This is a genomic window from Enterobacter cloacae complex sp. IR53030 (assembly GCF_049238365.1).
Taxonomy (GTDB): domain Bacteria; phylum Pseudomonadota; class Gammaproteobacteria; order Enterobacterales; family Enterobacteriaceae; genus Enterobacter; species Enterobacter kobei.
Map to the genome: position 1 here is coordinate 78338 of NZ_JBMKHA010000021.1, position 12261 is coordinate 90598.

Annotated in this window: 9 protein-coding genes; 5 read left to right on the forward strand and 4 right to left on the reverse strand. The window is 57.7% G+C overall.

The features are described from left to right. Nucleotides 1-62: 62 nt before the first annotated feature. Nucleotides 63-2258 (reverse strand): primosomal protein N', encoded by a 2196-nt coding sequence (priA, locus tag ACOTXR_RS19455; RefSeq protein WP_014885698.1) that lies wholly within the window; start codon nt 2256-2258, stop codon nt 63-65. Between the two features lie 200 nt (nt 2259-2458). Here priA and rpmE point away from each other — a divergent pair, with 200 nt between their 5' ends. Further along, entirely contained in the window at nt 2459-2671 is a 213-nt protein-coding gene (rpmE, locus tag ACOTXR_RS19460; RefSeq protein WP_003862040.1) for a 50S ribosomal protein L31, read from the forward strand. A gap of 48 nt (nt 2672-2719) precedes the next feature. On the opposite strand, the gene metJ is transcribed toward rpmE, so the two are convergent. Further along, nucleotides 2720-3037 (reverse strand): met regulon transcriptional regulator MetJ, encoded by a 318-nt coding sequence (gene metJ, locus ACOTXR_RS19465; RefSeq protein ID WP_006179183.1) that lies wholly within the window; start codon nt 3035-3037, stop codon nt 2720-2722. Between the two features lie 275 nt (nt 3038-3312). On the opposite strand from metJ, the gene metB reads away from it, so the two are divergent. The 4 genes from metB to katG all read left to right on the forward strand — a co-directional run bounded on the left by metB (nt 3313) and on the right by katG (nt 10350). After that, nucleotides 3313-4473, forward strand: coding sequence for a cystathionine gamma-synthase (gene metB, locus ACOTXR_RS19470; RefSeq protein ID WP_048996433.1), 1161 nt, complete (start codon nt 3313-3315; stop codon nt 4471-4473). A gap of 2 nt (nt 4474-4475) precedes the next feature. Beyond that, complete coding sequence (locus tag ACOTXR_RS19475; protein WP_023338878.1) at nt 4476-6908, forward strand: bifunctional aspartate kinase/homoserine dehydrogenase II; 2433 nt, start codon at nt 4476-4478, stop codon at nt 6906-6908. A 225-nt stretch (nt 6909-7133) separates the two neighbouring features. Further along, nucleotides 7134-8021 (forward strand): methylenetetrahydrofolate reductase, encoded by an 888-nt coding sequence (gene metF / locus ACOTXR_RS19480; RefSeq protein ID WP_023331596.1) that lies wholly within the window; start codon nt 7134-7136, stop codon nt 8019-8021. Nucleotides 8022-8169: 148 nt separating this feature from the next. Beyond that, nucleotides 8170-10350: a catalase/peroxidase HPI gene (gene katG / locus ACOTXR_RS19485; RefSeq protein ID WP_023331595.1), complete on the forward strand. Its 2181-nt coding sequence runs from the start codon at nt 8170-8172 to the stop codon at nt 10348-10350. Between the two features lie 92 nt (nt 10351-10442). Here the strand turns inward: katG and gldA are convergent, their stop codons facing one another. Together gldA and fsa are read right to left on the reverse strand one after the other, a co-directional pair. Then, complete coding sequence (gldA, locus tag ACOTXR_RS19490; protein WP_058690348.1) at nt 10443-11546, reverse strand: bifunctional L-1,2-propanediol dehydrogenase/glycerol dehydrogenase; 1104 nt, start codon at nt 11544-11546, stop codon at nt 10443-10445. A gap of 12 nt (nt 11547-11558) precedes the next feature. Continuing rightward, nucleotides 11559-12221, reverse strand: a complete 663-nt coding sequence (gene fsa / locus ACOTXR_RS19495) for a fructose-6-phosphate aldolase (RefSeq protein WP_047343697.1) — start codon at nt 12219-12221, stop codon at nt 11559-11561. Between the last annotated feature and the right edge of the window lie 40 nt (nt 12222-12261).

Consider the following 12261-nt stretch of genomic DNA (forward strand, 5'->3'; position numbering starts at 1 on the left):
ATGGAATCGGTTACAGAATTTTCATAAAAAGTGTGAGGAGCGTTAAATTTTTCGATCCGTCTTCAGCCTTCGATGGGATCGACGTCCAGCACCCACTTCACTTTACGTGCTTCAGGCAGGGTGTTGATCAGCGCCAGCGTGCCGCTAACAATGTGCTGTAAACGGATCCGCGAAGGATGCTGGAGCAAAATTTGCCAGCGGAAACGTCCGCCGCGTTTCGGCGCCAGCGCCGGTACCGGCCCCAGGATCCACAGCTGATTATCCACCAGGGGGCTGGCCTGCAGGAGATTTCTCAGCTGCTGCAGGAAAAGCGGTGCCTGCTGGTTGTTATGATCTTCCGCGCGGATGATGACGTGGCTGGTCCACGGTGGCAGCTGCATGGTCTGTCGTTCGGCCAGCGCCTGCTCGGCAAAAGCGTCATAGCCTTTGTGCAGCAGGGTTTGCAGCAGCGGGTGCTCAGGGTGGTGCGTCTGCAGAACCACTTCGCCCTGTTTGCCTGCGCGCCCTGCCCGTCCGGCCACCTGGGTATAAAGCTGGGCAAAACGCTCGGCCGCGCGGAAATCCGCAGAGAACAGCGCGCCGTCCACGTCCAGCAGGGCGACCAGCGTGACGTCCGGGAAGTGGTGCCCTTTTGCCAGCATTTGGGTACCAATCAGAATGCGCGCCCCGCCGCGATGTACTTCCGCGAGCTGCTGTTCCAGCGCGCCCTTGCGGCTGGTGGTGTCTCTGTCGATACGAGAGATTGGAACGTCAGGGAAGAAGGGCGCCAGCGCCTGCTCAAGCTGTTCCGTTCCTAGTCCGACCGGCACGATATGCGTTGACCCGCACGATGGACACTGGCGCGGCACCGGACGCTGGCTGTCGCAGTGGTGACAACGCAGGTGGCGCTGTGCCTGATGGAAGGTGTAGTAGTGGTCACAGCGTGGGCATTCCGCAATCCAGCCGCAGTCGTGGCACAGCAGGGCGGGTGCAAATCCGCGGCGGTTGAGAAATAGAATCACCTGGTTGCCCGCCTGCAAATGCTGACGCATGCGGGTAATCAATGCGGGTGCTAGCCCGGCCTGAACCTGCTGACCTTTTAGATCGAGCACGTGCTGAATGGCCGGACGGGCATTCCCGGCACGGCGCGTCAGACGCAGCATATGATATTTGCGCTGGCGCACGTTGTGCAGGGTTTCGAGCGCAGGGGTGGCGGAGCCGAGAATGATCGGAATTTGCTCGCTGTGGGCGCGATAAACTGCCAGATCGCGGGCATGGTAGCGCCAGCCTTCCTGTTGCTTATAGGAGCTGTCGTGCTCTTCGTCGATCACGATCACGCCAAGATTTTTAAACGGCGTAAACAGCGACGAGCGGGTGCCGATCACAATCGCCGCTTCGCCATTTTTCGCTTTCAGCCAGGCGCTGAGGCGTTCGCTGTCGTTCAGACCGGAGTGCAGGACCTCAACCGGCGCGTTAAAGCGCTCGCGGAATCGAGCGATGGTTTGAGGGGTTAAGCCAATTTCCGGCACCATGACCAGCGCCTGTTTGCCCTGCGCGAGCACGTTTTCCAGCACGCTCAGATACACTTCGGTCTTACCGGAACCGGTGACGCCCGCCAGCAGCCAGGCAGAAAAATTGTCCGAGGCGCTGTGAATGGCGCCGACCGCGGTGGCCTGTTCGGTATTCAGGCGCAGACGATCCCCTGAAACGGAGAAGCCGTCGCGCCAGTCGTGAAGGGCTGGGGCCTGGCTTGCCAGCTCGCTCAGACCTTTCTTTCTCAGGGCCTGTAAAGCGGCTTCGCTCACCTCAAGTTCGTCGACCTGATGCCGCCAGATGTTACCCTGGCGCAGAGCGGCCAGCGCCTGCTGCTGTTTCTGCGATCGTTTGAGGCTATTAATGTCTACGGCTTGCCCTTGCTCGGTGGCAAACCAGTACCACATCGGCGCATGGCTGGCGCTCTTACCCTGGCGCAGCAGGATGGGCAGGGCGTGGAACAGGACATCCCCAATCGGATGATGGTAGTAATCAGCCGCCCACAGTAGCAGTCGCCAGGTGCTGGTGGAGTAAACCGGTTCGCTGTCCAGTACCTCAATGACCGATTTCAGCTCATTAAGGGGGAGTTCGCTTTTATCGCTGACGGAAACAACGATCCCCACACGCTGTTGTTTGCCAAACGGCACGGTCACGCGACAGCCCGCTTTGGCGCTCATGCTGTCGGGCAGCAGGTAGTCAAAGGTGCGGGGAAGCGGAACGGGCAGGGCAACGTGAGCGACGGGCATCGAATCTTCCTGACTTGAAAAGTGGCGCGTTAGTATACACATTAGTGAAAGCGGCGTGCGGATCAGTTTGCATACGTTGGTCAAATTCTGTATGATTCGCCGCCTTTGGTGTACTTTACGCCAAAGAACTTACATTCAACATCGCGTGGTGTCTGGCGTTAGGGCTGGAAGAGCGACGCGGCCTTAACTGAGGTTCTCCCATGAAAAAAGATATTCACCCGAAATACGAAATGATTACTGCAAACTGTTCTTGCGGTAACTCTATCCAGATCCGCTCCACCGTGGGTCACGATCTGAACCTGGACGTGTGCGGCAAATGCCACCCGTTCTACACTGGTAAGCAGCGTGATGTTGCAACCGGTGGCCGTGTTGACCGCTTCAACAAGCGTTTCAGCATCCCGGGCGCTAAATAAGTTTCCCGAAAAAAAGGCACCGCAAGGTGCCTTTTTTGTATCCGCTTCTCAGTATTCCCACGTATCCGGGTCAATACCCAGTTCACGCATGATCACCTTCGCCTCTTCCGGGATTTCGTCGCTACGCTCTTTGCGCAGATCGTCATCGTTTGGCAACGGTTGACCGGTAAACGCATGCAGGAACGCTTCGCACAGCAGTTCGCTATTGGTCGCGTGACGCAGGTTGTTCACCTGACGACGCGTACGTTCATCGGTGAGGATCTTCAACACCTTCAGAGGAATGGAAACCGTAATTTTCTTTACTTGCTCACTCTTCTTACCGTGCTCAGCGTATGGGCTGATATATTCGCCGCTCCATTCAGCCATGAGATACCTTTAATCCTCTCAGTCATTAATCTAAAGGTGCAAACCGGTCACTGCCCGTTTTGAACCGTAATCTTGCGTAGTTTACCGTAGAGACGATACCGTGGCACGGATATTGCCGCTGCAGCGTGCACTAAAGCATATAATTTTAACGGCTATTTGCGCATTGCTCAATCTATACGCAAAGAAGTTTAGATGTCCAGATGTATTGACGTCCATAATTTGAATGTTTACTCTGGTGCCTGACTTTTCACCTCATTCGCCAGGAAGCCCTCACCATGACGCGTAAACAGGCCACTATTGCAGTGCGTAGCGGATTAAATGATGACGAGCAGTACGGCTGCGTTGTCCCGCCGATTCATCTTTCCAGTACCTACAATTTCACCGGATTTAATGAACCCCGCGCGCACGACTACTCGCGTCGTGGCAACCCTACGCGTGATGTGACCCAGCGTGCGCTGGCCGAGCTGGAAGGGGGCGCAGGGGCCGTATTGACCAACACCGGGATGTCTGCGATTCACCTGGTGACGACGGTATTTCTGAAGCCGGGCGACCTGCTGGTGGCCCCGCACGACTGCTATGGCGGCAGCTATCGCCTGTTTGATAGCCTGGCGAAACGCGGCTGCTATCGCGTGCTGTTTGTCGATCAAAACGACGAACAGGCGCTGAAACAGGCGCTGGCAGAGAAACCAAAGCTCGTTCTGGTGGAAAGTCCAAGCAATCCATTGTTGCGCGTTGTCGATATTGCGAAAATTTGTCAGCTCGCAAGGGATGCGGGAGCGATAAGTGTAGTGGATAATACATTCCTCAGTCCGGCCCTTCAGAACCCACTCGCACTGGGTGCTGATCTGGTATTGCATTCATGCACTAAATATCTGAACGGCCACTCTGACGTGGTAGCGGGCGTGGTGATTGCAAAAGATCCCGACGTTGTCACGGAACTGGCATGGTGGGCCAATAACATTGGCGTCACCGCCGGGGCGTTCGACAGCTACCTGCTGTTGCGCGGCATCCGTACGCTTTCTCCGCGTATGGAGGTGGCGCAGCGCAATGCCCAGGCCATTGTCGATTTCCTGAAAACCCAGCCGCTGGTGAAGAAGCTTTATCACCCGTCGCTGCCGGAAAACCAGGGGCACGAGATTGCCGCGCGCCAGCAGAAAGGGTTTGGCGCGATGTTAAGTTTTGAACTGGACGGCGACGAGCAAACGCTGCGTTGCTTCCTGAGCGGGCTGTCATTGTTTACGCTGGCGGAATCATTAGGTGGGGTTGAAAGCTTGATCTCCCACGCCGCAACCATGACGCACGCCGGTATGGCACCGGAAGCACGTGCCGCCGCCGGGATTTCCGAGACGCTGCTGCGTATCTCGACCGGTATTGAAGATTCTGAAGATTTAATTGCCGATCTGGAAAATGGCTTCCGGGTCGCAGCCAAGGGGTAATCATGAGTGTGATAGCGCAGGCAGGGGCGAAGGGTCGTCAGCTGCACAAGTTTGGTGGTAGTAGTCTTGCTGATGTGAAATGTTATCTGCGCGTTGCAGGGATCATGACGGAGTATTCACAGCCGGGTGACATGATGGTTGTTTCCGCGGCGGGCAGCACCACCAACCAGTTGATTAGCTGGCTGAAACTGAGCCAGACCGATCGCCTTTCTGCGCATCAGGTGCAACAGTCCTTACGCCGCTATCAGAGCGAACTGATTGCTGGCCTGCTGCCAGCGGACGTTGCCGACGGGCTGATCAGCGCTTTTACGCACGATCTTGAACGTCTGGCGGCCCTGCTGGACAGCGGGATCACCGACGCGGTGTATGCCGAAGTGGTGGGCCACGGTGAAGTGTGGTCTGCACGTCTGATGGCTGCCGTGCTGCAACATCTGGGTGTGGATGCCGCCTGGCTCGACGCCCGTGATTTCCTCCGCGCCGAACGCGCCGCACAGCCGCAGGTGGATGAAGGGTTATCCTATCCGCTGCTGCAACAGCTCCTGGTGCAGCATCCCGGCAAACGTATTGTTGTCACCGGCTTTATCAGCCGCAGCAACGCGGGCGAAACCGTGCTGCTGGGCCGTAACGGTTCTGACTATTCGGCAACGCAAATCGGTGCGCTGGCGGGCGTGTCCCGCGTGACCATCTGGAGCGATGTGGCCGGCGTTTACAGCGCGGACCCGCGCAAGGTGAAAGATGCCTGCCTGCTGCCATTGCTGCGTCTGGACGAAGCCAGCGAGCTCGCTCGCCTGGCCGCGCCCGTGCTGCACGCCCGCACGTTGCAGCCGGTGTCCGGCAGCGATATCGACCTGCAGCTGCGCTGTAGCTATACCCCGGATCAAGGCTCTACGCGTATCGAGCGCGTGCTGGCGTCCGGTACGGGCGCGCGTATTGTCACCAGCCACGACGACATCTGTCTGATTGAGTTCCAGGTGCCCGCGGGCCAGGATTTCAAGCTGGCGCATAAAGATATCGACCTGGTGTTAAAGCGTGCCCAGGTGCGTCCGCTGGCCGTTGGCGTGCATAACGACCGCCAGCTGCTGCAGTTCTGCTATACCGCTGAAGTGGCGGACAGTGCCCTGAAGATTCTGGATGAAGCGGGCCTGCCGGGCGAGCTTCGCCTGCGTCAGGGGCTGGCGCTGGTGGCGATGGTGGGGGCGGGCGTCACCCGTAACCCGCTGCATTGCCACCGCTTCTGGCAGCAGCTGAAAGGCCAGCCGGTTGAATTTACCTGGCAGTCAGAAGAGGGCATCAGCCTGGTCGCCGTGCTGCGTAAAGGGCCAACCGAAAGCCTGATTCAGGGTCTGCACACCTCCCTGTTCCGCGCGGAAAAACGCATCGGCCTGGTGCTGTTTGGTAAAGGCAACATCGGTTCCCGCTGGCTGGAGCTGTTCGCCCGTGAGCAGGTGACGCTTTCGGCACGTACCGGGTTTGAATTCATTCTCGCAGGCGTGGTGGACAGCCGCCGCAGCCTGCTGAATTACGAAGGGCTGGACGCCAGCCGGGCGCTGGCCTTCTTTAACGATGAGGCCGTCGAGCAGGATGAAGAGTCGCTGTTCCTGTGGATGCGCGCGCACCCGTATGACGATCTGGTGGTGCTGGACGTCACCGCCAGCGAACAGCTTGCGGATCAGTATCTGGATTTCGCCAGCCACGGTTTCCACGTCATTAGCGCCAACAAGCTGGCGGGGGCGAGCAGCACGGATAAATACCGTCAGATCCACGACGCGTTTGAAAAAACAGGCCGCCACTGGCTGTATAACGCCACCGTTGGCGCGGGCCTGCCGGTTAACCACACCGTGCGTGACCTGATTGAAAGCGGCGACAGCATTCTGGCGCTGAGCGGGATCTTCTCCGGCACGCTCTCCTGGCTGTTCCTGCAGTTTGACGGCACCGTACCGTTTACCGACCTGGTGGATCAGGCGTGGCAGCAGGGCTTAACCGAGCCTGACCCGCGTGTTGACCTCTCCGGTAAAGACGTGATGCGTAAGCTGGTGATTCTGGCGCGCGAAGCGGGTTACGACATCGAGCCGGATGCCGTCCGCGTCGAGTCCCTGGTGCCTGCTGGCTGTGAAGAAGGGTCTGTGGACCATTTCTTTGAAAATGGTGAAGAGCTTAACGAGCAGATGGTGCAGCGTCTGGAAGCGGCGAACGAGATGGGGCTGGTGCTGCGCTATGTGGCGCGTTTTGAGGCCAATGGTAAAGCCCGTGTCGGCGTCGAGGCGGTGCGACCTGACCATCCGCTGGCGGCGCTGCTGCCGTGCGATAATGTCTTCGCGATCGAAAGCCGCTGGTACCGCGATAATCCGCTGGTGATCCGTGGCCCGGGCGCGGGGCGCGATGTCACCGCCGGAGCGATCCAGTCCGACATCAACCGTCTGGCTAAGCTGCTGTAACGTCTACATTTCCCTCTCCCTGTGGGAGAGGGCCAGGGTGAGGGCATCGGACCGCGCTCACCCCATCATGAATTTGCTTCATCTTCCCTGAGCAAACCTCACCGTTATTGTTGATTATTTATGTTGACGTCCCTCCGCTTTTCCGTCATTTTTACATCTGGACGTCTAAACGTATAGAAGTTCACAATACAACAAACAATGACACGCGACAGATAGAGGTAAGGTATGAGCTTTTTTCACGCCAACCAGCGGGAAGCACTGAATCAGAGCCTGGCCGAAGTAAACGGCCAGATTAACGTCTCTTTTGAATTTTTCCCGCCGCGCACCAGTGAAATGGAGCAAACCCTGTGGAGCTCTATCGATCGCCTGAGCAGCCTGAAGCCAAAGTTTGTCTCCGTGACCTACGGTGCGAACTCCGGCGAGCGCGACCGCACGCACAGCATCATCAAAGGCATTAAAGACCGTACCGGTCTGGAAGCTGCGCCGCACCTCACCTGTATCGACGCCACCCGTGACGAGTTACGTGCCATTGCCCAGGACTACTGGAACAACGGTATCCGTCATATTGTCGCCCTGCGCGGCGATCTGCCGCCGGGAAGCGGCAAGCCGGAAATGTATGCCGCCGACCTGGTCGCGTTGCTGAAAGACGTGGCTGACTTTGATATCTCCGTCGCCGCGTATCCTGAAGTTCATCCGGAAGCGAAAAGCGCCCAGGCGGACCTGCTCAACCTGAAGCGTAAAGTGGATGCGGGTGCCAATCGCGCGATTACCCAGTTCTTCTTTGATGTGGAAAGCTACCTGCGTTTCCGTGACCGCTGCGTTTCCGCGGGTATCGACGTTGAAATTATCCCGGGGATCCTGCCGGTCTCTAACTTCAAACAGGCGAAGAAATTTGCTGATATGACCAACGTGCGCATTCCGCTGTGGATGTCCAAAATGTATGAAGGGCTGGATGATGACCCGGAGACCCGCAAGCTGGTGGGCGCTAACATCGCGATGGACATGGTGAAGATCTTAAGCCGCGAAGGGGTGAAGGATTTCCACTTCTATACGCTCAACCGCGCGGAAATGAGCTATGCCATCTGTCACACCCTGGGCGTTCGTCCGGCATAAAAAAATAGAAAGCCCTTATAAAATGAGGGCTTTTTAATCAAACAGATAGTTAAAAGGTATTAACTATCGAATCTGTGGATTATTTCAACTATATCTTATTGCTAGTGGTGTATATCGTAACGGTAACACTGTACAAGGGAGCATAGCGATGAGCACGTCAGACGAGACCAATAACGCAGCATCAGCCGGCAAATGCCCGTTCCATCACGGCGGCGCCGATCACAGCGCGGGAGCAGGTACAAGCAGCCGTGACTGGTGGCCAAAGCAACTCCGCATTGACCTTCTTAACCAACATTCCAACCGTTCTAACCCGCTGGGTGAAGACTTCGACTACCGCAAAGAATTTAGCAAACTCGACTACTCTGCCCTCAAAGGCGATCTCAAAGCGCTTTTAACCGACTCTCAGCCGTGGTGGCCTGCTGACTGGGGCAGCTATGCTGGCCTGTTTATTCGCATGGCGTGGCACGGCGCGGGTACTTATCGCTCCGTTGATGGACGCGGCGGGGCAGGACGCGGTCAACAGCGTTTTGCACCGCTGAACTCCTGGCCCGATAACGTCAGTCTGGATAAAGCGCGTCGTCTGCTGTGGCCGATCAAGCAAAAATATGGGCAAAAAATTTCCTGGGCTGACCTGTTCATCCTGGCGGGGAACGTGGCGCTGGAAAACTCCGGTTTCCGCACCTTTGGTTTCGGTGCCGGTCGTGAAGACGTCTGGGAACCGGATCTGGACGTGAACTGGGGCGATGAAAAAGCCTGGCTGACCCACCGTGACCCGGAAGCGCTGGCGAAGCGTCCTCTGGCCGCAACCGAAATGGGCCTGATCTACGTTAACCCGGAAGGGCCAAACGCCAGTGGTGAACCACTGTCCGCGGCGGCAGCCATCCGCGCGACCTTTGGCAATATGGGCATGAACGACGAAGAGACCGTGGCGCTGATCGCCGGTGGTCATACCCTCGGTAAAACCCATGGCGCAGGTGAAGCCACACATGTGGGCACCGACCCTGAAGCCTCACCGATTGAAGCGCAGGGCCTGGGCTGGGCGAGTACGCACGGTACAGGCGTTGGTGCAGATGCCATTACGTCCGGTCTGGAAGTTATCTGGTCACAAACTCCGACCCAGTGGAGCAACTACTTCTTCGAGAACCTGTTCAAATATGAGTGGGTCCAGACCCGCAGCCCGGCAGGTGCCATTCAGTTTGAAGCCGTGGATGCGCCTGAAATTATGCCGGACCCGTTCGACCCGTCGAAAAAACGCAAACCAACGATGCTGGTCACCGACCTGACGCTCCGTTTTGATCCGGAATTCGAGAAAATTTCTCGCCGCTTCCTGAATGATCCGCAGGCTTTCAACGAAGCCTTTGCGCGCGCGTGGTTCAAACTGACTCACCGCGATATGGGCCCAAAAGCGCGGTACATTGGTCCGGAAGTGCCGAAAGAAGATCTGATCTGGCAGGATCCGCTGCCTCAGCCGGTGTTCAATCCTTCGAAAGAAGACATTGAAAGCCTGAAAGCGGAAATCATTGCCTCGGGTCTCTCCGTGAGTGAGCTGGTTTCCGTTGCCTGGGCGTCTGCGTCGACCTTCCGCGGTGGCGACAAGCGTGGCGGCGCCAACGGTGCGCGTCTGGCGCTGGCGCCTCAGCGCGACTGGGATGTGAACGCCGCTGCCGTACGTGCATTACCGGCTCTGGAAGCCATCCAGCGCACCACCAATAAAGCCTCCCTGGCCGATATCATCGTGCTGGCGGGCGTGGTAGGCGTTGAGCAGGCGGCGAAAGCGGCAGGCGTTTACGTTACCGTACCGTTTACGCCGGGCCGCGTGGATGCGCGCCAGGACCAGACGGATATCGAGATGTTTAACCTGCTCGAGCCGATTGCCGATGGCTTCCGCAACTACCGTGCGCAGGTGGATACGTCAACCACCGAATCACTGCTGATCGACAAAGCGCAGCAGCTGACGCTGACCGCACCCGAACTGACGGTTTTGGTCGGCGGTCTGCGCGTACTCGGGGCAAACTTCGATGGCAGCAAGAATGGCGTGTTCACCGACCGTGAGGGCGTGTTGAGCAATGACTTCTTCGTGAACCTGCTGGATATGAATACCCAGTGGAAGGCGACCGACGACTCAAACGAGCTGTTTGCCGGTAGCGATCGCGCCAGTGGCGAAGTGAAATACACCGCGACCCGCGCGGACCTGGTGTTCGGTTCAAACGCCGTCCTGCGCGCGCTGGCTGAAGTCTACGCCAGCAGCGATGCACACGAGAAGTTTGTGCGTGATTTTGTTGCCGCCTGGGCGAGAGTGATGGATTTGGATCGGTTTGACGTGAAGTAACCAGTGTGCCGGGTGGCGGCTACGCCTTACCCGGCTTACAAAAGCGTGTCATTCGTAGGCCGGGTAAGCGTTAGCGCCACCCGGCTTTTTTATTACTCCCACTCCTGCAGGAACCGCTGTCCATACTGGTCAGCCACCAGCAGCGCCGCATACACCTGATCTGGCGTTACTCCGCCCGGCATGTTGTGAATAGTTTCCCCTTCCGCACAGGACGCTTCTGCGATCAGACGCATTTTGGCCGGAATATCCTCTTTAATATTCAGCTGCGCCAGCGTGATCGGCAGTCCCACGCTGTGGCAAAGCGCCGCGACGGCCTCTATTTCTTCTACCGGCGCATTTTCGAGCACCAGCTGCGTCAGCGTACCAAACGCTACTTTTTCACCGTGATAGAAGTGATGCGCATCCGGCACCGCCGTCATACCGTTGTGAATCGCATGTGCCGCAGCCAGTCCACCGCTTTCAAAACCTACGCCGCTGAGATAGGTGTTGGCTTCGATAATGCGCTCCAGCGCAGGCGTTACGACATGCTGTTCCGCCGCCAGCATGGCTTTCTCACCCTCTTCAAGCAGCGTGTTGTAGCACAGCTCCGCCAGCGCGAGTGCCGCCTGCGTGCATTTACCGCCCGCCATCGTCGTGGCACCGCTACGCGAGCAGGCGCGCGCTTCAAACCAGGTCGCCAGCGCATCGCCAATCCCCGCGGCAAGCAGACGAGCCGGCGCACCCGCGACGACTTTGGTATCCACAATCACCATGTTCGGGTTGTGCGGCAGCATCAGGTAGCGATCGAACTCGCCGCTGTCGGTATAGATTACGGAAAGTGCGCTGCACGGTGCATCGGTGGAGGCAATGGTCGGGGCAATCGCAACCGGCACGTCCATAAAGTGGGCCAGCGCTTTGGCGGTGTCCAGCGTCTTCCCGCCGCCGATACCCAGCACAGCCAGACAGTCGGCGCTATCGGCCAGTTTTTTCAGACGATCGATTTCATTTTGTGAACATTCGCCACCAAACGGTGCAATTTCTGCATGCAGCTCTGCGTGTTTAAAGCTCTGGCGCAAGGTTTCTTCAGCAAAACCCAGCACAAATTTATCGCCGACAACCAGCCAACGCGTTGCCAGCGGTTTCAGGTAGTCGCCGAGACGGGTAAGCACATCAGCGCCCTGGATGTATTTTCCCGGCGATTGAATGATACGGTCCATAACATTTCTCCCTTAGAGGTTGAGGTTACCAAACGCGTTTTTCCAGTCCTGCTCGAACTTCTCTATGGCTGACTCTACCGCCGGCGTGCCGAGCATTTGTTGCGCTACATCTAAAGGAAGCGTGATTGCGTCGCATCCGGCCAGCAGGCAGTCCAGCGCCTGACGTGGCGTTTTGAAGCTGGCGGCCAGCACCTTGCTCTCAGGGGCATGCATTTCCAGAAGAGACTGCAGCTCCTGGACCATGCGGATACCATCACCGCCCTGGGCATCGACGCGGTTCACATACGGTGCGACATACGACGCGCCCGCCAGCGCAGCCAGCAGACCCTGTGCGGCGCTGTATACGGCCGTCCCGAGTGTAGTGATCCCCTCGTTTTTCAATGCCTTAATCGCTACAAGTCCTTCTGCCGTTACCGGAATTTTCACCACGATATCCGGCAGGGCATTACTGAGACGTTTGGCTTCCGCCACCATTTCCCCGGCGTCACGGCTCATGGTCTGGGCAAACAGAGTGCCCCGGGGACCGATGGCTTTTTGCAGGCGCGGCAGCACGCTCCAGATGGACTCCCGGCTGGCGGCAATAATGCTCGGGTTAGTGGTCACACCCGCGATCGGGAATACCCGCGCCAGACGCTCAACTTCCGCCACGTTGGCGGTGTCCAGGTACAGTTCCATTATTTTTCCTTAAGTCAGAAAGGTTGAATAAAGGATAAGG

Excerpts from the sequence above, each read along its gene's own strand:
- priA (WP_014885698.1), bottom strand. The coding sequence starts at position 2,258 with ATGCCCGTCGCTCACGTTGCCCTGCCCGTTCCGCTTCCCCGCACCTTT.
- rpmE (WP_003862040.1), top strand. The coding sequence starts at position 2,459 with ATGAAAAAAGATATTCACCCGAAATACGAAATGATTACTGCAAACTGT.
- metJ (WP_006179183.1), bottom strand. The coding sequence starts at position 3,037 with ATGGCTGAATGGAGCGGCGAATATATCAGCCCATACGCTGAGCACGGT.
- metB (WP_048996433.1), top strand. The coding sequence starts at position 3,313 with ATGACGCGTAAACAGGCCACTATTGCAGTGCGTAGCGGATTAAATGAT.
- ACOTXR_RS19475 (WP_023338878.1), top strand. The coding sequence starts at position 4,476 with ATGAGTGTGATAGCGCAGGCAGGGGCGAAGGGTCGTCAGCTGCACAAG.
- metF (WP_023331596.1), top strand. The coding sequence starts at position 7,134 with ATGAGCTTTTTTCACGCCAACCAGCGGGAAGCACTGAATCAGAGCCTG.
- katG (WP_023331595.1), top strand. The coding sequence starts at position 8,170 with ATGAGCACGTCAGACGAGACCAATAACGCAGCATCAGCCGGCAAATGC.
- gldA (WP_058690348.1), bottom strand. The coding sequence starts at position 11,546 with ATGGACCGTATCATTCAATCGCCGGGAAAATACATCCAGGGCGCTGAT.
- fsa (WP_047343697.1), bottom strand. The coding sequence starts at position 12,221 with ATGGAACTGTACCTGGACACCGCCAACGTGGCGGAAGTTGAGCGTCTG.